The organism is Halorussus vallis (assembly GCF_024138165.1).
Classification (GTDB): domain Archaea; phylum Halobacteriota; class Halobacteria; order Halobacteriales; family Haladaptataceae; genus Halorussus; species Halorussus vallis.
Genome location: NZ_CP100000.1, coordinates 1,498,587 through 1,522,769, shown reverse-complemented (window position 1 = coordinate 1,522,769; position 24,183 = coordinate 1,498,587). Strand labels below are relative to the sequence as shown.

General features: G+C 58.5%; 17 protein-coding genes. 8 read left to right on the top strand and 9 right to left on the bottom strand.

The window, feature by feature from the left end:
• Positions 1–773: 773 nt before the first annotated feature.
• Positions 774–1,541 (top strand): Nif3-like dinuclear metal center hexameric protein, encoded by a 768-nt coding sequence (locus NGM07_RS07870; RefSeq protein ID WP_253519172.1) that lies wholly within the window; start codon positions 774–776, stop codon positions 1,539–1,541.
• On the opposite strand, the gene NGM07_RS07865 is transcribed toward NGM07_RS07870, so the two are convergent.
• The gene (locus tag NGM07_RS07865) at positions 1,542–2,162 is read right to left on the bottom strand and encodes a hypothetical protein (protein WP_253519170.1); all 621 of its coding nucleotides are present in this window, start codon (positions 2,160–2,162) and stop codon (positions 1,542–1,544) included.
• Between the two features lie 162 nt (positions 2,163–2,324).
• On the opposite strand from NGM07_RS07865, the gene NGM07_RS07860 reads away from it, so the two are divergent.
• Complete coding sequence (locus NGM07_RS07860) at positions 2,325–2,801, top strand: hypothetical protein (protein ID WP_253519168.1); 477 nt, start codon at positions 2,325–2,327, stop codon at positions 2,799–2,801.
• Between the two features lie 550 nt (positions 2,802–3,351).
• Positions 3,352–4,188, top strand: a complete 837-nt coding sequence (locus NGM07_RS07855; RefSeq protein WP_253519167.1) for a cytochrome c oxidase subunit 3 — start codon at positions 3,352–3,354, stop codon at positions 4,186–4,188.
• Positions 4,189–4,211: 23 nt separating this feature from the next.
• Here the strand turns inward: NGM07_RS07855 and NGM07_RS07850 are convergent, their stop codons facing one another.
• Together NGM07_RS07850 and NGM07_RS07845 are read right to left on the bottom strand one after the other, a co-directional pair.
• On the bottom strand, positions 4,212–4,769 hold the full coding sequence (locus NGM07_RS07850) for a DUF7979 domain-containing protein (protein WP_253519165.1): 558 nt from the start codon (positions 4,767–4,769) through the stop codon (positions 4,212–4,214).
• A gap of 52 nt (positions 4,770–4,821) precedes the next feature.
• Positions 4,822–7,089: a DUF6789 family protein gene (locus tag NGM07_RS07845; protein WP_253519163.1), complete on the bottom strand. Its 2,268-nt coding sequence runs from the start codon at positions 7,087–7,089 to the stop codon at positions 4,822–4,824.
• 160 nt (positions 7,090–7,249) lie between these two features.
• Here NGM07_RS07845 and coxB point away from each other — a divergent pair, with 160 nt between their 5' ends.
• From coxB to NGM07_RS07830, 3 genes are all read left to right on the top strand, one after another.
• Positions 7,250–8,227 carry a cytochrome c oxidase subunit II gene (gene coxB, locus NGM07_RS07840; protein ID WP_368410250.1) on the top strand — a complete coding sequence of 326 codons (978 nt, stop codon included), beginning with the start codon at positions 7,250–7,252 and terminating at the stop codon, positions 8,225–8,227.
• Between the two features lie 79 nt (positions 8,228–8,306).
• The gene (locus NGM07_RS07835; protein ID WP_253519160.1) at positions 8,307–9,341 is read left to right on the top strand and encodes a deoxyhypusine synthase; all 1,035 of its coding nucleotides are present in this window, start codon (positions 8,307–8,309) and stop codon (positions 9,339–9,341) included.
• A 326-nt stretch (positions 9,342–9,667) separates the two neighbouring features.
• On the top strand, positions 9,668–10,300 hold the full coding sequence (locus NGM07_RS07830) for a SprT-like domain-containing protein (RefSeq protein ID WP_368410249.1): 633 nt from the start codon (positions 9,668–9,670) through the stop codon (positions 10,298–10,300).
• A gap of 380 nt (positions 10,301–10,680) precedes the next feature.
• On the opposite strand, the gene NGM07_RS07825 is transcribed toward NGM07_RS07830, so the two are convergent.
• From NGM07_RS07825 to NGM07_RS07810, 4 genes are all read right to left on the bottom strand, one after another.
• Positions 10,681–11,343, bottom strand: coding sequence for a glycosyltransferase (locus tag NGM07_RS07825; protein WP_253519158.1), 663 nt, complete (start codon positions 11,341–11,343; stop codon positions 10,681–10,683).
• A gap of 297 nt (positions 11,344–11,640) precedes the next feature.
• Positions 11,641–14,625 (bottom strand): type I restriction endonuclease subunit R, encoded by a 2,985-nt coding sequence (locus NGM07_RS07820; RefSeq protein ID WP_253519155.1) that lies wholly within the window; start codon positions 14,623–14,625, stop codon positions 11,641–11,643.
• 62 nt (positions 14,626–14,687) lie between these two features.
• Positions 14,688–15,362, bottom strand: coding sequence for a restriction endonuclease subunit S (locus NGM07_RS07815; RefSeq protein ID WP_253519153.1), 675 nt, complete (start codon positions 15,360–15,362; stop codon positions 14,688–14,690).
• On the bottom strand, positions 15,362–16,942 hold the full coding sequence (locus NGM07_RS07810) for a type I restriction-modification system subunit M (RefSeq protein WP_253519151.1): 1,581 nt from the start codon (positions 16,940–16,942) through the stop codon (positions 15,362–15,364). Before NGM07_RS07810 ends, NGM07_RS07815 begins: the two co-directional genes overlap by 1 nt.
• A 295-nt stretch (positions 16,943–17,237) precedes the next feature.
• On the opposite strand from NGM07_RS07810, the gene NGM07_RS07805 reads away from it, so the two are divergent.
• Positions 17,238–17,780, top strand: coding sequence for a TATA-box-binding protein (locus NGM07_RS07805; RefSeq protein ID WP_253519149.1), 543 nt, complete (start codon positions 17,238–17,240; stop codon positions 17,778–17,780).
• 166 nt (positions 17,781–17,946) lie between these two features.
• On the opposite strand, the gene NGM07_RS07800 is transcribed toward NGM07_RS07805, so the two are convergent.
• Together NGM07_RS07800 and NGM07_RS07795 are read right to left on the bottom strand one after the other, a co-directional pair.
• On the bottom strand, positions 17,947–19,824 hold the full coding sequence (locus tag NGM07_RS07800; RefSeq protein ID WP_253519147.1) for a hypothetical protein: 1,878 nt from the start codon (positions 19,822–19,824) through the stop codon (positions 17,947–17,949).
• Positions 19,824–20,771: a hypothetical protein gene (locus NGM07_RS07795; RefSeq protein ID WP_253519145.1), complete on the bottom strand. Its 948-nt coding sequence runs from the start codon at positions 20,769–20,771 to the stop codon at positions 19,824–19,826. Before NGM07_RS07795 ends, NGM07_RS07800 begins: the two co-directional genes overlap by 1 nt.
• Positions 20,772–21,268: 497 nt before the next feature.
• Between NGM07_RS07795 and NGM07_RS07790 the strand changes: the two genes are divergently transcribed.
• On the top strand, positions 21,269–24,178 hold the full coding sequence (locus NGM07_RS07790) for an McrB family protein (protein WP_253519143.1): 2,910 nt from the start codon (positions 21,269–21,271) through the stop codon (positions 24,176–24,178).
• Positions 24,179–24,183: the final 5 nt, after the last annotated feature.

The window sequence follows — 24,183 nt, the reverse complement described above, 5'->3', positions numbered from 1 at the left end:
CGCGCGAAGATGGCGCGGCATGAAGCCGCGCCAGCGCGCTAGGAGGCCTATTCGGGGTTGAAAACGCCTGGTGGACCATCCGCCGGAAGTGCTCGGCCGACCAACCGGCGGGGCGGACTGAAAGGGGCCGCCCGCTCGCGTCCGAAAGACGTGGTCGTCTGTGGGACCTCTATTTTGGCCGCGGCACTGCCGCGGCCAAAATATGCCTCACAGCGACCGCGAGTACTGTCGGAGGCACGCTCCGACACCGACGGACACGTCCGTCGAGCCGTCGTTCACTGCGTTCACGACGACAACGTCACGCTCGCTTCGCTCGCGTGACCGGGCGGGGGCTTTCGAGGTGGTTCAGGCATCACGTGGTCGTTGCGTAGCGAGCGGGGCTTTGTCTCAGTCGTCGGTATCATTCGTAACGAGCAGTGTGGCTTCCAGAGTGGTTACTCCTGGATGTTACGTCTGCAAGTACAACCGAAGAACACGAACTCCCGAGAAACGCAGACGACGGAGGTTACGGCGCGATGCGCCGCACCACCCGCCGTGCCTTCCGAGTGATACGCCGTTTGACTCCACGCGGCAGACGTCGCCAAGCGAACATCGCCTTGCGGAATTTACCCATAGTATCACTCCTGCCCGTTGGCTCGGGCACCCGAGAGTAGCACGGCCGGCCGAAAAGCCTTGCTGGCCGCCGAGGCGGACAGCACCCGCGGCCGTCCCCCTCCGCATGCGTCTCGTCCGAAGACCGGGGATACAAGCCCCTGCCGGCCCCACCACGGAACATGGACCTCGCCGAACTCGTCTCCCGATACGACGAAGAACTACGCACGAGCGACTTCGCCGACGTCGACGCCAGCGCCAACGGCCTCCAGGTCGGCCCCGACCGCCGCGAGGTGGAGAAGGTGGCGTTCGCCGTCGACGCGGCCGAGCAGACCGTCGAGGCCGCGGCCGACCGGGACGCAGACGCGCTGGTCGTCCACCACGGCCTCTCGTGGGGCGGCATCGAGCGCGTGACCGGTCGCCAGTACGGCCGCATCGCGCCGCTGATAGAGAACGACGTGGCGCTGTACGTCTCGCACCTCCCGCTGGACGCCCACCCCGAACTCGGTAACGCCGCCGGAATCGCCGACCTGCTCGGCCTCGAATCCCGCGAACCGTTCGGGTCGGTCGGCCCGGAACACGTCGGCCAGCGCGGGCGTGCACCCGACCCCATCCCGACCGACGAACTCCGCGCAACGCTCGAAGCCGAACTCGACCACTTCGGCCAGGGCGTCCAGGTGCTCGACTTCGGTCCCGAGGAAGTCGAGGACGTGGCGGTACTCACCGGCAGCGGCGTCGACTGGCTTGACGAGGCCGTCGAGGCGGGCGCCGACGCTCTCATCACCGGCGAAGGCAAGCAGAAGGCCTACCACGAGGCCCGGGAGGCCGGCGTCTCGGTGTTCCTCGCGGGCCACTACGCCACCGAGACGTTCGGCGTACGGTCGCTGCAGGCGCTCGCCGACGACTGGGGCCTGGAGACGACCTACGTCGACGCGCCGACCGGTCTGTAGCTACCGGTTCGGGCCGGGTTCGGTCGTGCCGCCGCCCCTGCACGCCGCGTCGAGCGAGGCGTCCCGCACCGAAACCGCGCCGTCGCCGCCAACGGTGACGGTTTCCGAGAGCGTGAGCGAGACGTACTCGACCGAATCGAGCGGCGTGAACCAGACCCGCGTCGTCATCGACCGCGACGCGCCGGGGCGCAGTCGGTAGGTTCCGGTCGACCGGGCGTCGACGACGTACGCCCGCCCGAAGCCGTCGGTCGCGCGAACGTCGTCGAAGACGATGCGGACCTCGATGGGGACCGCGCCCGACCCCCGGTCGTCCGTCCCGGTTCGGAACGTCCGCCGAATGCGCCCGCGGGTGACGGTCAGTTTCCCGGTGACGCACGGGAGCGCGAACGACGTTCCGGCCGGGTCGAGCGCGAACCGTTGGACCGTAGGTGAGGTCGTCGTGCCGCCCGCCGAGCCGCCGTCCGACCCGCCACTACCGCCTGCAGTGGTACCGCCCCCCGACTCCCCGCCACCACCGGTCCCACCGCCGTCCTGGCCGGCGGCCGAGTCGGCGAACGCGCCCGCCCCGAGGACGCCGGCGATGGCGCTCGCGAGCGTTCCAGCCACACTGCGGCGGGTCATCGTTCGCGTCGACTCGGTCGCTGTGTCGGAGTCACGCCGCTCTGCACGCCGAGGGGGAGAAAGGAGGTTGCGGCCGAACTTCGACGCCGGCCGGCGAAAGTTTCGCCGGCCGGCGTCGACCCGTACCAAGAACTAAGAACCGGCCGAGCGTGCGTCTCGAAGATGGTGGGAGAGAGACAGCGGTCCCCGTATTCGAGGAGAGACATCGTCAGACGAACCGCGGCCCTCGTCGGCGTCGCCGGCGGACTCGCCGGCGGAAGTCGTCCCGTCGCGCGCGCGGCGGCCGAACAGTCGACCGAAACCGTCCACGTGGGATTCACGACCGGCGAGTCGCCGGACGAGGGCGGGACGATAACCGTCGACCCGCGGTGCGAGGGTCGGGAGTGCGCGGTGATTCGCGCGACTGGGTTCGCCCCCAACTGCTCGGGGGGCGAACCGAAACTGTACGTCGACCTGTACGGCACCGACCCGACCGTCTGGATCAACCCCAAAGACGGGCGAAACGCGAACATCCGCCCCGGCGACTACCGGGTCGTCGGCGTGCGCGACTGCGGCGAAACCACGGTCGCGTACGGCGATTCGGGCGACGACGCGTCGTCGCCCGAATCGCTGTTCCGAGTCGAGTTCCGAGAGGCGTGAGGTTTCGCGGTGAGGGCGAGCGGACTTCGTGGGACCAAGACGAGTAAACCCCGAATCGCCGGCGTCGGCCGTGGCCGACGCCGGCGATTCGGGACGAATTGTCGAGTCTGGGCCGGTTGACCGGTTCTCCGGCACCGGTTACCATCTCTAGGCTGGCCGTTCGCTTTCCCGGGAAATAGATACTATTAAAACCCCTCGCTTCAACTCGAATCACGTGTCCCCCGGGTTTCAACAACCCTCAGGGTTGCCGGAGCAACCGGTCACGCGACGGTCCTCGGCGGACACGGGCCGCGGCCAACCGGCCCCGACAGCCGAACCGCTTCGCGGTTGCGGCTAATTGAACCGCCGCTGGCGTCCGACCGCCGCCACGCGGGCCGACACGGTAGTTGGCAACACCGTTTTTGCGCCGACCGTCGACCGGAGCGCCGCCAGCGATACGAGCGACGCGAGCGCCGCCCGATGACGACACCGAACCGAAACGACTCCACGAGTCCGCCGACTCCGCGACGGCACCCGAACTTTAGTCGCTCGCGCCCGTTGGACCGACAGCATGGGGGGAGCCGACGTCAAAGCCGACGCCGCCGAGAACCGTGACCACGACGAGGAACACCACCGAAGCCGCTGGCCGTTCGTCGCGGCGGCGGGCGCGGGGGTGCTCTACGCCGGCGCCGCCCTCGCGCTGGCCGGCAGAGCCGCCGCCATCTTCCCGACCGGAATCGCCGTCGGCATCGCCGCCGTCGGCGCGCTCGGCCTCCTGACCGGCCTGTTCGGATGGCTCGAACAGGCGTATCTCCGGGACTACTGGGCGGGGAGCGCCTCCGAGCGCGAGCGACGGGGCTATAGAGCGACGATGGCGCTGTTCCTCGTGACCGACGTTGCGACGTTCGGCGCGGGGTTCGCCTACTACTTCTGGGTCCGCGCCCACGGGTGGTCGCCCGACGACCTCCCGCACCTGCTCGGGTCGCTGGTGCTCGTCAACACCGCACTGCTCGTCGCCAGTAGCTTCACGCTCCACTTCGCCCACGAGGCGCTGGCGGAGGGCAAGCGCCGGACCTTCGTCGGCCTCGTCGGCGCGACGTTCACGCTCGGCGTCGTCTTCCTCGGCGGGCAGGTCCTAGAGTACTACGAGTTCGTCGTCGAGGAGGGGTTCACACTGACCAGCGGCGTCTTCGCGTCGGCGTTCTACGGCCTGACCGGCCTCCACGGCCTCCACGTCGCGCTGGGCGTGGTGCTCATCGGCATCGTGCTCGGACGGGCGCTGAGGGGGCAGTACGGCCCAGAACGAGACACCTCCGTCTCGACGGTGTCGCTGTACTGGCACTTCGTCGACGCGGTGTGGCTCTTCCTGGTCGTCGTGCTGTATGTCGGCGCGACGGTGCGGCTGTGAGACGCGGCCCGAGCGCCGTCAGTTCACCTGCTCCACGGACCGCCTCGCTCCTCGCGGGACAGCAGCGCCCGGTAGGCCGGCGGGGTGAGCACGCCGCCGACGCCGAGCAGGATGGCGACGACGCCGAGCGGGAGCACGAGCGGGTCGACCGCCAGACACTCGATGTAGGAGACGATGGTCACGTACCGTAGCTCTCCGCGGTACTCGACGACCGCGCCGTCCCGGAACGCCGGTTCGTGGGGGAACGCCCCGCGGACGTCGGCCTGTCCGTCCGCGTCTTCGAGCGCGTGCTCGAAGGCCCGCCGTTCGGCCGGCGAGAGTTCCTCGAAGGCGAACCGGTCCAGGACGGGGGCGTTCGGCCCGTCTATCAGATTCTGGGTGTCCTCGGGCGAGGACACCGAGATGGTCGGGTCGCCGCAGAGCTGAAACTCCTGCTGGACCACGGCGTAGCCGCCGAGGACGCTGCCCGCGATGCCGACGGTGATGAGCAGCGCGCCGACGAACGGCGCGCCGTAGGTGAGCAGCGCGGCTCGGAGCGGGAGGCGCTCGACGGCGTCGATGTCCTCGGCGTCCCGGCTCATCGGTGCGTCTCCCTCCGTGTGGTCGGCTCCCGACTCGTCGTCGCCCTCCGACTCATCGTTGGCTCCTGTAGTTCGCGAGCGACTGGATGGTTGCCGCCAGGCCGAACCCGTAGAGCCAGTGGGCCACGAACACGAAGACGACGTAGCCCACCAGTCCGAGTCCCGACTGGCCGGTGTAGAAGGCGATCATGAACCCGAGCGAGACGATTGTCGCGTACGAGAGGCCCCGAACCACGAGCGGGCGCCCCGGGAGGAAGGCCGCAAGCGTGACGAACAGTAGCGCCCACACCGACATCCCGCCCACGAGGAACAGGCCGTAGCCGAGCGCGACCGACGACGGGAGTCCGGCGAGTTCAGCCAATTCCGCGAACGACGCGAGGTCGAAGACGCCGAGGATGGTCGCCGCGAACAGCACGCCCGACATGAGCAACGTCCCGAGCAGTCCGCCGAGCGCGGCCGCGGCCGCGTTGTCGGTCACCGCCGAGGCTATCGAGGGGACCTCCTGGAGGACGTTCGGGCTCCCCTCGCCGGGTTCGGTCGCCATCGCCGACCGGGTCGTCTCGGGTTCGGTGGGTTCGACGCCGTACTTGCGCTCCAGTTCCTCTTCGAACCACTCCCACTCGGCGGTGAACTGCTCGGTCCGCTTGAGGTTCCACACGTCGGCGGTCTGAACCGGTCGACCGTTCCAGTACGACCAGATCATGTTGTAGAGCCAGAGCAGGACGCTGATGCCGATGAGGAACGCGCCGACGGTGGCGAGTTGCTGGAGCGCCGCGAACTCCGGCGGGTAGACGGCGTGGCGGCGCGGCAGTTCCATGAACCCGAGCGCGATGAGCGACCCGAACGTGACGACGGACCCGAACGCCAGCAGGACCGACTGGAACAGCGCCAGCGGCCGGTCGTACATCCGGCCCGTGAGGATGGGGTACCAGTAGTAGCCGGCCGCGACCATCATGAACGGGATGATGCCCATGATTATCATGTGGAAGTGGCCGACCACGTAGTAGGTGCCGTGGTAGAGGATGTCGATGGGAATCGCCGCGAGGAAGATGCCCGTGACCCCGCCGACGACGAACATCCCGATGGAGGTGACACAGAGCACCATCGGCGCGGTCAGCGTGACGGTGCCGTCCCAGATGGTCGTCAGCCAGTTGAACGTCTTGATGGCGCTGGGCACCGCGATGGCGATGGAGACGAACATGAAACTGGCCCGAATCCGGGGGTCGATGCCGGTCACGAACATGTGGTGGGCCCAGACGCCGAAGGAGAGGACGCCGATGCCGAGCGTCGAGTAGACGATGTACTTGAAGCCGAACAGCGCGCGCCGGGAGAACTTCGGCAGGATGGTGCTCATCAGCCCCGTCGCCGGGAGGAAGATGATGTACACCTCCGGGTGGCCGAAGTACCACAGCAGGTGCTGCCAGAGGATGGGACCGCCGCCGGGGCTCAGGAAAAACGTCGTGCCGAAGTTGCGGTCCAGAATGAGCATCACGAGCGCGCTCCCGAGCAGCGGAAACGCGAACAGCACCAGCCCCGAGGTGGTTATCATGCTCCAGGAGAAGATGTCGAGGTCGCCCCAGTCGATGCCCTCGCCGCGCTCGTAGACGATGGTGACGATGAAGTTGATGGCGCCGAGGACGGTGCCGATGCCCGAGAGGTGGAGGCCGAGCAACAGGAAGTCGATCTGCGGGTTGTCCTTGACGATCGACAGCGGCGTGTACAACGTCCAGCCGAGGCCGGGTTCTTCGAGGCTCCGGAAGAACTCCAGGAGGCCGGGGAACACCTCGGGTGCGAGCAGGCCGAGGAGTTGGCCGGTCACCTGGGCGGGGAGGCCGCCGCGAGCCAGCAGGAGCGCGGGCGGCAGCAGCCAGAAGCCGATGGCGTTGACCCGCGGAAACGCCATGTCCTCGGCGTCGATGAGCAGTGGGACGAAGTAGTTGCCGATGCCGAAGAAGACGGGCGTGACGAAGAAGAACAGCATCGTCAGCCCGTGGACCGTAAAGAGGGCGTTGTAGGTGTTCTCGCTCCAGACGTCGGCGGGCGGCGTGAGCAGCTCTAGGCGCATCATCATGGCGTCGACGCCGCCCCACAGCGCCGCGAGCGTCCCGAAGGCGATGTACAGCAGGCCGATCTCGCGGTGGTTGGTGGTCGTGGTCCAGCGGACCACCCACGACCACAGCGAGTCGACGTCGACGGAGATGTCCCGGTCGCGGTAACTCCCGCCGTCGGCGCGCCGGACGCCTCGGGCCAGCCGAGAGACGACCCAGGCGCCGAGTACCACCGCGAGCAGACCGCCGGCCTCGACCGCCGTCGCGTTCATCGTGCCTCCGCTGTCCGCGCCACGCTCATGGCGCCTCCGCTACGCGCGCCTCGCCTCTGTCCCCCACCATTCGACTCACGGGTCGACGCACGGCCGGTTAAAATCTCGGGTCGGGGGGTCGGACGGCAGTTTCTTGTCGGGGGGCGTCGACACGCGGGCCATGGGGAGTCGACGGGGGTCGATACTGCAGAGCGCCGCGAGGCGGTGGCGAGTCGTCGCACTGGGAGCCGCGTTGCTGCTGACCGTCGGCGTCGGGCCGGCGGCGGCCCAGTCGGTCAATCGCAACCTCATCGGGCAACTCAACCGCCAACTGCTGTACGTCGCGCTGCCGCTCACGCTGTTCGTCGAGGTCATCCTCGTCTACGCGGTGGTCCGGTTCCGGGACAACGACGACCCGGAGCCGACCGCCGAGAACCCGCAACTCGAGATCACGTGGACCGTCGCGACGGGCATCGTGTTGCTGTTCGTCGGCCTCTCGGCGTACAACGTGCTCGCGAGTCCGTACATCTCGCCGACGCCGAGTCCCGAGGGGCCGGCGGACGGTGCGGGCAGTGCGGGCGCAGGCGAGGGCGTTCGCGTTCACGTACTTGGCTACCAGTGGGGCTGGCAGTTCACCTACCCGAACGCGAACGTGACGACCCAGGGAGTGCTCGTGTTGCCGCGCGACCGGAACGCCACGCTCAGGCTCAGGTCGGCGCAGGTGTTGCACTCCTTCTTCGTCCCGAAACTCGGGGTCAAGCAGGACACGTTCCCCAGCTACAACACGACGATTCGCACGCGACCCCTCCGGACCGGGGAGTACCGCGCCTATTGCACGGAGTTCTGTGGCGAGGGCCACGCCCGGATGCGGGCGCGGGTCGTGGTGGTCGACCCCGCGACGTATCGGCGGTGGCTGTCGGCCCACGAGGGACAGCGGGAGGTGACCGCCGCACCGAACGTCACCGCGAGCGCGAACGCGACCGAGGGGAACGTCACCGGGAGTGCAAACGCGACCGCCCCTTCGAACGCCACCGGCGACGGGAACGTCACCGGAATCGGGAGCGCCACCCGCGTCGGCGACCGGCGCGCGCCGGTCGCCGACGTGGCAGGAGCGAGGCCCACCGCGGCCGGGGACGGACGACGCGTCCCAGTCGGGTAGTCACCGTCGCGCGGCGTCCCGGTCGTCCAGTTCTCCGCGAACCGCGCCGTTCAAGCGACTGGCACCCGCACGTCGAGCCATGAGCGACGACCACGACCCCGAGGACCACGGCCACCACGAACCCCACCGCGAGGAGTTCCACCACGACCCCATCGCCCACGCCGAAGCGCGGGCGGGGATGACGGTCGGCGAACTCGTCGACGAGTACGGTCACGCGGGCATCGGCGCGGCCGACCTCCACGAGGCGGTCGACATCTACGCCGAGATGCTCGACGACGACGTGACCAACTTCTTCGGACTGGCGGGCGCGATGGTTCCCACCGGGATGCGCCGCATCGTCGCCGACCTCATCCGGGACGGTCACATCGACGCGCTGGTGACGACCGGCGCGAACCTCACCCACGACGCCATCGAGGCCATCGGCGGCAAGCACCACCACGGCCGCGACGAGGTCGAGGGCAAGTCGATGCGCGACCACGACGAGCAGCTGCGCGACGAACAGGTCGACCGCATCTACAACGTCTACCTCCCCCAGGAGCACTTCGCGCTGTTCGAGAGTCACCTCCGGAGCGAGGTGTTCCCGGTCCTCGAAGACGAGGGAACCGTCAGCATCCAGCGGTTCACCGAGGAACTGGGCCGGGCGAACGCCGAGGTCAACGACAGCGAGGGAATCGAGGAGGGTGCGGGGGTCGCGGCCGCGGCCTACGAGAACGACGTGCCCGTCTACTGTCCGGCGGTCCAGGACTCGGTACTGGGCCTGCAAGCGTGGATGTACTCCCAGACCTCCGAGTTTTCGCTCGACGCGCTGGCCGACATGACCGACATCACCGACCTCGCGTTCGAGGCCGAGGAGTCGGGCGCGATGGTGGTCGGCGGCGGCGTGCCGAAGAACTACACCCTCCAGACGATGCTCGTCGCGCCGGACGCGTACGACTACGCCGTCCAGTTGACGATGGACCCGCCCCAGACCGGCGGGCTCTCGGGCGCGACGCTCGACGAGGCGCGCTCGTGGGGCAAACTGGAGAAGGCCGCGCGAAACGCCAGCGTCTACGCCGACGCCACCATCACGCTTCCGCTGGTCGTGGCGGCCGCCCGCGAGAAGGCCGGGGAGTAGAACGACGGGCGAACGCAGGTACTTCGGGCGACGTTCCGAATCCGAATTCTCGGGTGCGAAAGCTGACCGACCAACCGACCGGGTGGGACTGAAAGGGGCCGCCCGCTCGCGTCCGAAGGACGTGGTCGCTTCTGTGGGCAACTATTCGGTGAGTGCCGCAGGCACGAGCCGAATATCCCACAGAACGACCGCGAGCGGGCGGGGGCTTTCGAGGCGGTCACAGCCCCGGTAGTTTCAACGACCACTTCGATTCTAGTACTCCGGACTTTCGCTAGCCGGAGAGCAAACCGTCAAGAGGGTGGCGTTCATCGGCCCACCTGAACACAGTGACGGAATCCAGACGGGTCACGCCGGAACCGCCCGAGTCGCCGACCGCGCGGGCGCTGGAGAGCGTCGGCACCCGCGAGGAACTGGTGCTGGCCTCGCGGGCCTACTGCCGGGAGGCGGCCCGCGAGTACGACGTCGACGTGGACTTCTCGCTGGTCGACTGGGAGGTGTCGACGCGCGCGAAGCGCCGGGCCGCCGCGGTCAAGCGCCCCAGGATTCCCGGAGCGGAAGTCGGCACGCCGATTTCGTGGGACGAAGCCGCAGAGCGTGTGGGCCGACCGCCCGGCGACCGGACGCTCCGGGAGTGTACGGTTTCGCTGACCTGGGACGCCTACGCGGCGTTCGACCGCGCGGAGTGGACCGCCACGCTCCGCCACGAACTGGTCCACGTCGAGCAGTTCCAGCGGTTCGGCACGACCGACCACGGCCGGCGGTTCAAGGCGCGGGCCGAGGCGGTCGACGCGACGGTGAAGTGTCCGCCCTTTGCCGACCCGAAGTTCGTGCTCTCGTGTGCCGACTGCGGGGCGACGGTCGGCCGGCGCTACCGGGAGTGCAAACTGGTCCGGGAACACGAGCAGTACCTCTCGTCTTGTTGCGGGGCGGGCGTGGACTGTGAGCAAGTTCGGGAGTAAGTACTGGCTTCTGTTTCACGGGGCTGTAACCACCACTTACACAATTGGAGTGAAGACGGTACCGCGACTGCGACCGCTACTTACACGATGTAGATGCCGAATCACACCGCAACTGCGACCGCAACCGCAACTACGACGGCAACCGCCACTTGCCCGGTTCAAATGAGTACCCGCACCGCAACCGCACGCCACACGCCTCCCCAACCGACTCCTTCACTCGCGCCGGTCGGCGCTCGTTCGGTCGTCCCTCGCGCGAACGTCGCAGGCTGCGCCTGCGCCGCCGCGTGCCACAGTGGCTGTCAAGATTCGTAATGACATTTTAGATTAGTTGGCACTCGCAGTCACGAAAGTTGAGCCCAAGTAGTTCCTGAGGACTCGACTCAGTACTCCGTCCGAATCCGGCCCCAGTCTAGTCTGAGGTAGTGATACAGCGTTCCCGTCAACCCCGAGTCCGCGATTCGCCGAGCGGAACTCTCGACCAGCACGTCGGGGTGGTAGCCCGTCTCTCGCGTCCGACCCAGTTTCCGGCTGAACGCCGTGTCCTCGTTGGGGACCTCCGGGAAGCCGCCGACTGCGAAGTAGGCGTCCCGGTCGACGAAGCAGTTGAAGCCCGGCAGAATCGGGCGGTCGAGCCGCGGGAAGACGTGGTTGATGGTCGCCTCCATCAGCCTGGCCCTGCGCGGGCCGACCATCCGACACCGAGAAGAGGCCGCCGCGAGCCCTTCCGAGCGCGCGAACGCCAGCATCGAGTCGAGGTACTCGGGCCGGACCGCGGTGTCTGCGTCCACGAACGCCAGCCAGTCGCCGTCGGCCCGCTTCGCGCCGCAGTGGCGCGCGTCGGCGATGGTCGTCCCCGACTGCTCCACGAGCGCGGCGTCGTACTCGCGGGCGACGTCGGCCGTCGCGTCGGCGCTGTCGCCGTCGACCACGATCACCTCGTACGCGCGGTCGGTGCGCTGGCGGCGGATGCTGTCGAGCGCGGCGGGGAGGTAGGCTTCCTCGTCCTTCGCGGGGACGACGAAGCTTACTGCTGGGTCGGACATGGCGAACTGGGGTCGAGATTCGGAAGACGAGTTCGACCGGAAGGAGTAAGGGTCTTTTCGCCGGACGCGGTAGGTGGCGGTGGCCGATGACGAGGCGCTCGCTCCGAACCGGACTCGGCATCCGGTGGTGACGAACCCTATGAGTGCCGAGGCCGAACTATTACCGACCCTTCACTTCGATCGTTCATCGTAGAACAATAGGAACGAGCAGCATCGCACAACGTAAGTGCAAAACTCAACCTCTTACCGATCATTTGACTGGTCATCGCCGGTTTTCAAAGGGTAGCCAAAATCCGGTTAAGCAGCTGCCCCACCATAGAATGCCTCTGCCTGTGAGACAATCGGATCGACAAGATTCTCGTGCTTGTACAAGCTTAGGCCATTGCTTCGCAGAACAGCCTTTACCTCAGTCTTTATTTCGGCCCGGATCTTCTCACGGTTCGTCCAATCCAACTCCACACTGTCCTTCAAATTCTGCTTCAATTCACGGGCGATTGTCTTCAACGTCTCCTCATGGATCTCTGTATCCGTGTTCGACGAGATAGCCGAGTAAAAAGCATACTCCTCATCACTCAATCCGAGGTCATCCTGTCGATCATCCGTATCCTGAATCCTGTTAGCGTAATCTCGCAGCTCATCGATCACCTGCTGCGTCGAGAGGAAACCCTCGTTGTACTCGTTAATCGTCTCCTCTAGTTCCTCCTCGAAGGACTCGTACTTCGCCAAGTTCGTCTGCTTCCGAGTCGTGATCTCATTCTCCAAGAGCTGACGAAGCATCTTCACCTGCAAGTTCTCGAATTCAACCTCCTCAACATCACCAAGGAAATCATCACTCAGAACCGGTTTCTCTTTCTCCCATTTGTCAAAGCCAGTCACCTCTACCAAGTCCTCGATACCGACGCCCTCAGCTACCAACTCCTTCATCGCTGAGTCTAAGTCTTCCATCTCATCCGGATTTCCGGAGTTCTCAATGCTGTTGATAGCGCCGAGAACCGCCTCAAAGAACGCCACGTCTGCCCGGATGCCACCTGCCGCAGAGTGAGGCGAAACCAGAGAGTGAGCCTTCTTTAATTCCTTCATCGACTCACGGAACTTCTCCTCACGTTCCTCAGTAATCAACACCTCATTCTGAGCCTTGTACAACAGGCGTTGGCGCTCCATCCGATCCAACTGCGGCCAGTTGCTGTAGTCTACAGCAGCGAAGAAGTCAGAAACCTTCTGATGCTTCTGCCGCATCACCTCCACAGCTTCCTCGATATCCAGCATCGCATCGTTCTGAACCTCAGACGTGTACTTGTCCAACGCCTTCTTTAGACGCTCACTGATACCGATATAGTCCACAATCAGACCACCCGGCTTGTCCTTGTACACCCGATTGACCCGACCGATGGCCTGCAACAAGTTGTGGTTCTTCATCGGCTTATCCACGTACAAGGTGTGGAGGTGAGGGGCATCGAATCCGGTCAACCACTTATCGCAGACAACAGTGATCTCGAACGGATCATCAGGGTCCTTGAACCGGCGCTTCAACTCCTCATTTGAAATCGGATCATCAATATAATCCTCAGCTCCAGAAATCACAACTCGGGTTTCAGGTGCATCAGGATTCTCTCGGATCTTCTCAGCTAGGTTGACAGCGGCTTGGCGGCTAATCGCTACCGTCATCGCCTTACCCTCAATCTCCCGATTATTGTAGTGCTCCACGATATCATCTGCAATCATCTCAGTTCGCTCCTCGCTATTCTCAATGACCCGACGAAGCTGAGTCCACTTCCTCTTCATCTCATTCTTCAGGTCATCGGACTTCGACTCCATCAACTCGTTAAACCGGTCCTCAATTTCCGGATCATTGACCTGGAGCTTCGCCAATCGGCTCTCGTAGTAAATCGGAACCGTCGAACCGTCCTTCTCGGACTCCTTGATAGTATATTGGCTGATATATCCGCCAAACGTGTTGGTCGTAGACCGATCCTCCTTCTCGATAGGTGTAGCAGTAAATCCGAGATGAGAAGCGTTCGGCAGTCCGTCCCGAACATTTGTCGCTAAACTCTTGTACTGGGTCCGATGCGCCTCATCAGCGACGACGATCACATTCTGCCGGTCGTTGACCTCTGGATACGTGACCTCGTCATCCGTAGTCTGGAACTTCTGGATAGTAGCAAAAATTATGCCACCTGCCTCCCGATCCAGCCGATCCCGGAGCTCAACACGGTTGTCGCTATCCGCCCACTCCGCGTTCAAGCCGTGCTTCCGGAACTCCCGGTACAGCTGATCATCCAAATCATTGCGGTCTGTAAGATAAACAAGCGTCGGGTTTTCCATTGAGCTTTCTCGGCGGATTTTCTTCGCGTAGAACACCATGGAGAGCGACTTGCCCGAGCCCTGAGTGTGCCACACAAGCCCGATACGGTCCTCATCAGGATTCGGAACTACGTTCCGGCTACTCTCCACCGCGCTGTTCACCGCATAGAACTGATGATACGCAGCAAGCTTCTTATTGAGCTTCCCATCCTCATCAGCGAACAAAACAAAGTTCTCGATCAAATCCAATACCCGTGTCTTGTCGAACGCACCGCGGATCAATACCTCGGACGGCGGCAGCTCGCCCGTAGCATCTTTTTCTTCGTCGATATACCGCCACGGCGAGAACCACTCCCAGCCCGCAGACAAGCACCCCAGCTTAGCATTGTTCATATCCAAAATACCGATGAGTTCGTTGTAGTGGAACAAGTCCGGTATTTCGTTCACATACCGATCCGTGACCTGCTTGTACGCATTACCCATCGACGCCTGCGGATTCGTCGGATCCTTCAACTCCAAAACACCGACAGGCAAACCATTCACAAACACAAGGATGTCCGGGATACGCTGCGGACCCTCACCAATCTGAATAACCACCTGATTAGCAACGAGGAAGTCGTTCGCCTCAGGATTCTCAAAATCAAAAACGTCTACAAAATCACCGCGGGTTTCGCCGCCGACCTCGTACTCAACTTGAACCCCGTTAACCAGCTTCTCGTGGAAGTCTTTGTTATTCTTTAGGAGTCTTATCGAGTTGAACCCGAGAAGCTGAGAAATAGCGTCTTCAATCGCTTCGTCTGGCAGAGATGGATTAAACTCCCGAAGCTTCCGCTTGAGACGGCCATGCAAAACCACGTCAGAATGAGACTGGCGCTCAGGATCATCACTGTTTGGCCCCAGCTCAGACCCGTGCTTGTAGTCATATCCAATGTCCTGAAAAGTCTGTAAGGTCGGCTTCTCCGACAGCTCCATCTCATTCATAGCCATTTCAGATCTTCCCAAGACACCTTTTGGAATCCATACACATGTTTCTTACCTCAAGTTCATGAACTCAGATCAGACTGATGGTGTCCAAAGATTGTGCTCATCATCTCAAGAAGAGTTTTATTCATACTCCTATTATTCTCTATTTGTAGCCCCATTGGTCGAAGGACAGAGACAATCTCTCTCTGTGTTTCGATATCCGGATAAGTGATCTCAATCTCTTGCAAAGTTCCCTTATTTAATTCCACCTGCCCAGTACTACCGGTTGCCCCGTTTACCAATATTTCCTTGTAACGAGGAGTGCTCAATAGGTAATAGAGATATTCTGAGTCGACCTTACTTTCGTCTGTTCGAAGAATGGTCACGTGAGAATCTGCGAACATGTTCTCCGGTGTTTTGCGAAAGTAGTGTGTCCTACCAACAGTACCCTTGCCTGTAGAATTGATCACAATGTCTCCCTCACGTATGAATCGATTTTCGAACATGTCGACTTCAGGATCGTGGTATTTAAGGTGCTTTTCTTCTATGACATTCTCACGGATGGCTTTTTGATTTAATGCTCGGATATCGCTTTCATCAACGTATGTAGGCTGTTTTCCTCGCATCATAAAATCACACACATCCTTAAGGGGTACATTCTCCTCTACTTCGCGCGGCGACGAGGTCAGATCTTTATATGATTCTATTTGGTCTTTGGAATTGTCGTATTCGCTAATATTCGATTGGTTGGTCATTAGAATCCAACCTCCTCGATATTCTTCTTAATTTGCTCTTCTAATTCGTTCGACTTCTGCATCTCCTCTCTCAAATTTGAGCTCAAGCTCTCCATTTTTGCTTCAAAAGGAACAGTATTATCATCCAGGTCAATTCCAACATATCGACTTGGTGTTAGAATGAAACTGTTTTCTGAAATTTCCTCAGTGGTGGCTTTATATGCAAATCCAGTCACGTCTGAAAACTCCTGATCTGTTTGTCCACGAAACTCTCTGACCTTTGACACAATTAATTTGATATGGCGGTTTGAGAGAGCGTGACGAGAATCACCCATTTCATCATACATGTCAGTTGCGTCAATGAATAAGGTTTCGCCCTTTCGATTCCGGCACTTGTCATTTTCTTTATCATTTGACAAGAACCACAAACATACCGGAATGTCAGTTGTGTAGAATAATTTGATTGGGAGGGTTACTATGACATCTACCAAATCATTTTTTATTATTTCCTTGCGGATCTCACCTTCATCCCCTTGTATAGATAATGATCCATTTGCCATAACAGTACCAACCATTCCTTGATTATTTAGATGTGACAACATATGTTGTACAAAAGCAAAGTTTCCACCCTGTTTTGTGGCTGGAGGCAACCCATATATAAATCGTGGATCATCATCAGAGACAGAGCTTCTCCCCCATTCACTCATGTTGAACGGGGGATTAGTCAGGATGTAGTCCGCTTCAAGACCCTTGTGTTGGTCATTAAGAATGCTATCTCCCTGTTTGATATTTCCGTCAAGACCTCGAAGATAGAGATTCATTTTAGAGATCTGCAGCGTACTCTCCTTGATTTCCTGGCCGTAGATAGAGATCTTGTCAGTGTCTCCTCCATGGCTTTCTATGAATTTCTGGCTCTGTACGAACATTCCGCCTGAACCGCTGAATGGGTCGAATATCCGGCCTTCATACGGCTCTAAGATCTCGACCATCAATTCGACGATGCTTTTCGGGGTATAGAATTCGCCTCCCTTCTGTCCGCCTTCTATCGCGAACTGCTTAATGAAATACTCGTAGACACGGCCGAAAACATCCTTATCTTTGTCCCCGTTCTCAGCTTCCATATCCAGATCTGCGAAGAGGTTGATCAAGCCTTCTAACGCGTCAGAAGAATTGTCGGAGAGAGAAGAGCGAGAGTATCCTTTAGGTAGAATTCCTTTGAGACGCGGGTTTTCATCTTCAATTGCCCGCATCGCATCGTCGATTTTCTTCCCGATCTGCGGGTCAGTAGCATTGTTGACGAAGTACTGCCAGCGTGCCTCTTCAGGAATGTAGAATACGTTTTCTCGTTTGTACTCGTCCTTATCTGAGAGAATGTACTTACGTTCCTGCTCGTCTTCGGTATAATAACGGGAGTCGGAGTTGCGGGTTTTCTCTTCAAGTTCTTGTCGTCGGGCCTTGAAGGAGTCAGACATACTCTTGAGGAACAAGAGCCCGAGTGCGAAATCCTTGTATTCGGAGGGGTCAACAGGTCCTCGAAGTTTTTCAGCGGTCTTCCAGAGCCGCTTTTCAAGTTCACCGTTGGAATCTCCCGAAATAGCCATACCGAATACTGCAGATTAGACCCAAATAAGAATTGTGTTAAATGGATAGACGGCGACCCCACAAATCACATTCGTATTTCGTACAGTAAGACTACCATTTTATCCATACCTCACTAACTGGTCTTCGGCGGCGGGAAGCCTAACGTGATTCAAATGCTTTTTCCTATTCCAAAGATCAACCCCAATCCCACGTTGTTCGGTCAGTAGTTCTGAGACTGAGGACGGAAACCAGCAAGTGTTTAGACGTGGGTTGAGCAGAATTGAAACGAGCTTTAGCTGTGAATCGGAGGAAAGGATGTTAGAGATTGTAAATATCGTCGCATCGGGTGCTTTAGATGTCGAACTCGATTTAAAATGCCTCGCTGACGATATTGGTGAGCCAGTCGCTCGCTACGACCCGGACAAGTATCCGGGGATGTACCTCCGATTCGCGGAAGACGCGCCGCTAATAACGGTCTACAGAACGGGGAAATTCATCATCACCGGCGCAGACTCCGAGGAAGAATCGTACTTACTCCGAGAGCGATTCTTGAATCTCTTCTCCGATATGGACGTCATCGAGGAACCGGAGGACGAGTGGTTCGCTATTCAGAATTACGTCTGTACTGGAGAACTAGACCAAAACCTCAATCTGAATGCACTCGCCATCGGGTTGGGTCTCGAGAAGACTGAGTACGAACCGGAGCAGTTCCCCGGTCTAATTTATCGCCCTGAGGGCGCTGAAGGTGTTGTGTTGCTCTTCGCTACGGGTAAGGTCGTTATCACGGGATGTCGGAGGATCGAATCAGCCGAGGAAATTTTCGCGGACTTGACGGAGACAGTCTCTGATTTTCTCTAACCGGTGAGTCTCTGACACCTGCCTTTGTTGGTTTCAGACTGTACGGAGCGTAACGGGACTCAAACGCTAATGCATTGCTCCCGAGTATGAATCTCAGTCGTCCTCTGGATGGTGGACTCGGTCAGAAAATTGGAAACCGTACGCTGAGTCGCTGCGGTGATGTTACTCACGGTAGGACGTCCTGTAAAATTTGGCCGGATGTGATTTCGCTAACAGTTAGAGGTTCGATGCACAAGCGAATTCCAGTCACAATCAAGATGAGTATTGCAAGACTGATTGCTGGTGAGAGGACGGTTCCAATAATTCGCATCTCGGTTGTTTCGGGGTAGTAGTCCGCATTCCTGTGTCTGAACCAGATTATTCCTGTAATCACTACTGAGGTTGCTGCGATAAGAAATTGTCCTGAAGACCGCGGGTAGCCGAGAATCGAGATTATCGCTAATCCCCCCCAAACGACGATGAGTAACCAGAAGGCTAGTTGTAGCTTCTCGACAGCCCACTTTCGACGCTTCTCGGCGTAGTTGACGTAGCTCCCTCGTCGGTCATCGAATCGACTGAAGTCGAATAGATGACCCGAGAAATCCTGAATCGTCTCGGAGTAGACCTCGAAGTCATCATTGCTCTCGCTTATCAGGCCGTCCAGTTCGTCGATTCGAGTTTGGATTGTTGGGAAGTAGAACAGGAGGACGCCGGAGATAACGAATATCGAGAATGGGAGCACCATATCCACGTTGGACCACCGGACTACGAGAAAGAGATTAGCGAATACTGCACCGAGGAGCGCCAGCACCACTTTCTGAATCTCTGAGGTCAGGCTCCGTGTCGTCTCCGAGACAGTACTCGTAACATCAGCAGTAAACACATGAGCGTCTTGGATGGCATCGTTGAGGTCATCGAAATTCTTCTCGATAGCTTCCTCTTCCAAGAACGTGTAGAACTCACGAATCTGCGCCGTCTTCCGGGGCAGGTCCTCGAATGAATCACACTCTTCGACGATGCTACGGTGCCAGAAGTCCCGATACGTGTTTCGCGTGCCCTTCTCTACAAACGACTCATAGAACTCGTAAAGAGACGTTAGTTCGTCTACTGTATATCCTTGAACGGCATCGGTGAATGTCTCCCCGTCGATTTCGTCACTAATGGTCTTGCGTCGTGTTTTGATTTCGAGTTCCAGGACGTCGTCAGTCAATCTCACTCGCTTTGCGACTCCGGCGAAGACGCTGTATACGAATACAGACGCGAACAAATCTCTCGCCTTGGGTGTGCTGAAGAGCGAGGGAGACACTACCGACAGTTCGGGCCCGGCTTGGAGCATGTCACGGTCTCGGTCCATGAGCGTCCGATATTGGCTCACGTCGAAATCGAGCTTTTCCGGTTCCGCGTTGAGCAAGAAGCTAACGGAGTGGAACTGAAGCAGTGATTCGTACTCTGGTTCGATTTCCTCGTAGAATACAAAGGCCGGGAGATTTCGTTCTTCAAAGAACTCATCGGCGACTGTTGCGTAATCTGAGCCATGCTGATCCAGCCAACTTCGAAGCCTCTCCTCCTCTGTCCAGAAGGATACTGAGGTGGAGGGTAAACCATCTAACTCAGCTTCGAGCCGGTCACCAACCTCTGACTTGTCTACGATACAATCTACGTATAGGGATATCGAGGCTGTCCCGGACCACTCAAGCAGAAAATCAGCTAATCTTCCAGCTTCGTCATCACGGAGGATGTCACCGACGACTCGACGCCAGTCTTGAATATCTACGTCTTCGGTATCGTACGCACTTTGGAGGGTGTCGAAACCAGAGTTGTGTACCCGGAGGCTCCCTCCTGATTGGATAATCGGCTGCTCTCCGGTTCTATCCGTGTGGAATGTCACTTCAAAGTCATCGAAATATGCCCCCTCTTCGTGCGCTAACTGGAGGATTCCACTAAGCGCATTCTTAGGAAAATCGGAGACAGGGCTATCGACATCGATTATCCGAGGTCCTTCCGCAATCTCTTGGCCTTCCCACAGTGGGGAAAGCTGAGAGAGGTGCTCTTCTATTTCGGTCATTACTGAATGTCATCGAACGAATCGTACTCAGACAGGTTCTCTAGAATCTCTTTCCGGTAGTCTCCGCCACCATGCCCTGTAACCGCGACATTAGGTTCATTTCCAGGGATGACGACGTAGTACGACCCATCGTTGATGAGGAAGATATTACGCTCTAATACGTCTCGAAGGCGTACACGAATATCGATACCCGAGATTGTGATAGTAACCTGGCCTTCCAACTTCTCGTCATCGAGGTCCCGCCGGATTTCATTGAAGTCATCGACGCTCTGAGCTTCAGATAGAAGGTTCTCGTCGTCGCCTTCCTCAACGTCTTCGACTATCCACTCGTTCAGGACCTCGTTATTGGTCTTAGTATCTTGGAGGCCGAGGAACTTCCACCAGTGCTGAGCATAGTAGCTTTTCTGGTAGATTCCAGCTTCGTCCAGACGTGTTTCGTCAAGCGAGTAGTTGACTCTGGGATAGATGACGCCCTTCTTCAGCTCGTCTTCGATAATCTCACTAATTTGGGAAAGTCCTACCTCATCGTCCGGTTCGTAGACGTCCTCGTATGGTGCTTTGATTATTGCAAGCAACTCGTGGCCCTTGTGAGAGAACTGGACTGCGATGAGGATTCCCGGCTCCGAATTTGCCGCTCTGAGATACCGTTCAGCTAATTCACGCAGGTTGGATTCAAACTCGTCGCCGTCCTTGAGCTCCGTCAGTAGTGATTTCGCAGGATGCTCATCGCCCTCGGCAACATCGCTGTAATCAAACTCGTGAAGTCGTGCAGTCGGCTTGTTTGCTGAGAAGCTTTTTTCGGCGAGGGAACCGAGCATGCTTTGTGTCGCCTCTGTGGCGTCCTCGAAGTCCCCGTCGTCCATGTCGGACTGACTGATGTTCGAGAGGATGTCGTAATCGCCGTCTTCCTTGCATTGAACGACGCCAATTTGGGCGGCATCTACCATGTTGACTGTAATCACTCAATCAGAGCTACAAATATGTTCATATTACAGACGTAATCAGGCAAAACTCGAAGCGCGAATATAGGCAAGAATTTTGATATTAGTGTCTGGCGTCTCTCTGAATAGGTCCTATTGTTGTTACTCGTTCAGCAGCAATGGCTTTGGCCGGAGATTACGATGACTGCTTCAGACAGCGACCAGCAAGGCGAATCGCACGGTGTCCAAATAGGTGGCATCCACATTGGCTCGATAGAGTATAGATTCCTCAATTGGTATAAAGTAGCTATTTGCAGATGAAGGTTGGGACCGAGGCATTGGTGGTCAGCAAAGCGGAAGAGAAACGCTCTCTGCGGACAGAGAAGCGATTGATGTCTCTCCGAGAGCAATTTATCGGGAACACGGAAAATGGATTCGCATACTCGTTCTATGGCTGCCAGGTGAATTCCGCAAATGGATTTATTTAGCAAGTAATTAGTTTCTCGTATATAATCCAAATACCAATGGCCCGTTCACAACTCTTTCTCGCACCATGTGCCAGCGAAAGCCCACAGACACACTTCGACGAATCCGTCCTTACCCCTGTTTCGAAGGAACGATACAGCGAGTATCTCGATCAAGACTTCGGTAGTGATCTTCGAATCTGGGGGGTGTCTTCAGGGAAAAAGGGAACATGGTCTAATATTCAACAGGGAGATTATTTACTGTTCTATATGGGAGATCTTCAGTATCGATATGCCGCGCAGGTCATTGGGACGACACAGAACCTTGAGTTGGCGAAGGAGATTTGGCCTGATTACGCTCGACAGACAGCCGGAAGTGATGACGCGACCGATCCATATAAGTATCTGATTTTCTTAGATGCACCGTTCAAAATTGAGATCGATAGTACCGATCTCCACTCGTATGCGGGGTACGATCAGAACTATCCGATCAGTTTCATCCCTCTCAATGAAAAGGGGCTCACTGCGATCGAGGACGAGTACGATAGTATTGAAGGCTATCTAAACGCCCACCGAGCTAATCCAACGGTTTGGGTCGAGAAGACGCAAATTAGCGGTCGAGCGTACAAACAAGAAGGCCAATACAAGTTAGGACGAGCGATTATGTCCCCTAGTAGGGACAAGGGAGGGAGAAAGCGCTATGAGGCAGTGCGTGAGGCAGAGGTGGGTGATATTGTTCTCCATCTACTGCAGGAACAGCACCAAATCGTCGGCATTTCAGTAATTGATTCGGAATTGCACGAGGATTTCGAAGGGCCACCAGATGATCGTTGGACTGAAAAGCAACAGGAGCAGGGAGGATACCTGCGATGGCTAACTGACTATCAGGGTATCGAACCACACATCCACGTCTATGATGACCTCCTCGAAAAGCCTGAGTACCAGGAACGATTACGCGAGATCCGCGAGCAAAGTAGGAAGATATTCTACGACAAGCGGTTGTCGCTTAACCAGGGGCACTACTTTACTCAGTGCCCAGATGAGCTCGTTGACATCCTCGTTGAAGAATCGCCGTATCTAGCCGAACTGCTAGAGGAACGCGGATTCAAGTTCGACGGTGGCGGTCCTATCGTACCTGCCGACCCTTACGAGGGAATCACTGATGCGACGAAAGACATCAAAGCACGTGTCAGCCAGACATCCGGAGCTGAAAACTGGTTAGGTGAGAAGATAGCTGAGACTATAGTTCACGATTGGACCGACGCGCTTCGTCGGAGTGACCTGATCGGAGGCATTGTTGACGCCCCTGATGCAGTCAAGTGCGAACAGATCATCCAGGTCTACAGGGACAATACGCGTAGACTCGAAGAGTTAGCAGAGACAATCGGGTCTGCAACGATTCAAAAATCGAGCCTAGATAAGGGGCAAGTACTGTTCGTCGCCTTGCTCCGTGATCTTCAGAGCGAGAGTGGCATCAACCCGAACATGAACCACGTGAAGTTCGGGGCACTACTACAGGGCCGGCACAAAGGAGACGGCAGCGATGAACTCACGCCCCCGGATCAACAGCCGGCTGAAACGGATACGATCGAACGTCAATTGAAGCAGGCTCAACAACTTGTCTTCTACGGACCGCCGGGAACCGGGAAAACGTACACTGCTCGCCAGTTCGCCCGCTGGTGGCTTAACCAGCAGTCGGAGTACACGCCGACGACAGAGCAGCTCGAAACGGTCACTTTCCATCCCTCGTTCTCGTACGAGGACTTCATTGAGGGATTGACCGCTGAAGCTGACGATGGAGCGGTTGAGTATCGGATTAAGGATGGTGTGTTCAAGCGGATCTGTAGGCGTGCCGAAACCGCATACCAACATGCCAAGCAGAATGACGACCTCGATGAAGCACGGCGTTTCGTCTTAATTGTCGACGAGATCAACCGAGGGAACCTCGCACAGATATTCGGGGAGACCATCACGCTGCTCGAAAGCGACAAGCGCCTCGATCAACCCAACGAGGTAGAAATCACGCTCGCTCACTCCCGGAAATCGTTCACGGTGCCCCCGAACCTCTACGTCATCGGCACTATGAATACGGCAGACCGCTCGATTGCATTGGTTGATGCGGCCCTTCGACGGCGATTCCGGTTTTTAGCGTTCCCGCCAAACTACTCTGTCTTGATTGATCACCATGGCTTCGAGGGCCTAGATGAGATTCATGATGTGGCGCGAACCAGTTCGGATCCATATCGGAGCTTGGTGGCTCTCTCGATCTTAGCAGCTCGAGAACTCAACGAAACTATCGTCGCTACCCCTGATTTAGGCAAGGGAAAGCAGATCGGGCATTCATACCTGATGAACTTCGACGAAGCGGCCGACATCGTCGATGCGTGGAAATACGAGATTCTCCCGCTTCTCGAGGAGTACTACTTCGGGCAGTTTGAACGAATACGAGACGAACTCTTCCAGGCGGGCGGGGGACGGTTGTTCCACTGGGAAACCGAAGAAATTGCGGACTTCACGCGGGATGACCTCCGACGGGCACTTGCAAGCTTTGTCGATATTAGTTTAGCAGAGCCGGAGGTCAACGGCGACACTGATGAGGGTGCAGACATAGTCTATACGCTGGATCTTCTATTGGAGGAGAACATACTCCAGGCAGGCGATGAGCTGGTCTTTGATGAAGAGAAAGTACCCGCGGATGCTGACCGGCCCTACGATCAGTCAGAAGCGTTCTGGCGGTGTGAGATCAAGGGGAAAACGGGTCAGAGTAACGGCGTCCGGTGGTTGCTCAACGGCGAAGAGTATTCATTCTCAGGGTTGGCTCAGGCGATCCTCGAACAGGCTTCAGAACACACCGGTGAGGTGACCGGCCCGGACTATTGGCGGCATCCTGAGTTCGACAATAAGCGCCTAGTTGATATCCGAACAGAGGTTCAGTCGGGGACCCTCACAGCCGCGAACAGAGAGGAATAGTAGAT

What these genes read in the sequence shown, in the direction of transcription:
- NGM07_RS07870 (WP_253519172.1), top strand. Translation starts at nt 774, where the DNA reads ATGGACCTCGCCGAACTCGTCTCCCGATACGACGAAGAACTACGCACG.
- NGM07_RS07865 (WP_253519170.1), bottom strand. Translation starts at nt 2,162, where the DNA reads ATGACCCGCCGCAGTGTGGCTGGAACGCTCGCGAGCGCCATCGCCGGC.
- NGM07_RS07860 (WP_253519168.1), top strand. Translation starts at nt 2,325, where the DNA reads ATGGTGGGAGAGAGACAGCGGTCCCCGTATTCGAGGAGAGACATCGTC.
- NGM07_RS07855 (WP_253519167.1), top strand. Translation starts at nt 3,352, where the DNA reads ATGGGGGGAGCCGACGTCAAAGCCGACGCCGCCGAGAACCGTGACCAC.
- NGM07_RS07850 (WP_253519165.1), bottom strand. Translation starts at nt 4,769, where the DNA reads ATGAGCCGGGACGCCGAGGACATCGACGCCGTCGAGCGCCTCCCGCTC.
- NGM07_RS07845 (WP_253519163.1), bottom strand. Translation starts at nt 7,089, where the DNA reads ATGAACGCGACGGCGGTCGAGGCCGGCGGTCTGCTCGCGGTGGTACTC.
- coxB (WP_368410250.1), top strand. Translation starts at nt 7,250, where the DNA reads ATGGGGAGTCGACGGGGGTCGATACTGCAGAGCGCCGCGAGGCGGTGG.
- NGM07_RS07835 (WP_253519160.1), top strand. Translation starts at nt 8,307, where the DNA reads ATGAGCGACGACCACGACCCCGAGGACCACGGCCACCACGAACCCCAC.
- NGM07_RS07825 (WP_253519158.1), bottom strand. Translation starts at nt 11,343, where the DNA reads ATGTCCGACCCAGCAGTAAGCTTCGTCGTCCCCGCGAAGGACGAGGAA.
- NGM07_RS07820 (WP_253519155.1), bottom strand. Translation starts at nt 14,625, where the DNA reads ATGAATGAGATGGAGCTGTCGGAGAAGCCGACCTTACAGACTTTTCAG.
- NGM07_RS07815 (WP_253519153.1), bottom strand. Translation starts at nt 15,362, where the DNA reads ATGACCAACCAATCGAATATTAGCGAATACGACAATTCCAAAGACCAA.
- NGM07_RS07810 (WP_253519151.1), bottom strand. Translation starts at nt 16,942, where the DNA reads ATGGCTATTTCGGGAGATTCCAACGGTGAACTTGAAAAGCGGCTCTGG.
- NGM07_RS07805 (WP_253519149.1), top strand. Translation starts at nt 17,238, where the DNA reads ATGTTAGAGATTGTAAATATCGTCGCATCGGGTGCTTTAGATGTCGAA.
- NGM07_RS07800 (WP_253519147.1), bottom strand. Translation starts at nt 19,824, where the DNA reads ATGACCGAAATAGAAGAGCACCTCTCTCAGCTTTCCCCACTGTGGGAA.
- NGM07_RS07795 (WP_253519145.1), bottom strand. Translation starts at nt 20,771, where the DNA reads ATGGTAGATGCCGCCCAAATTGGCGTCGTTCAATGCAAGGAAGACGGC.
- NGM07_RS07790 (WP_253519143.1), top strand. Translation starts at nt 21,269, where the DNA reads ATGGCCCGTTCACAACTCTTTCTCGCACCATGTGCCAGCGAAAGCCCA.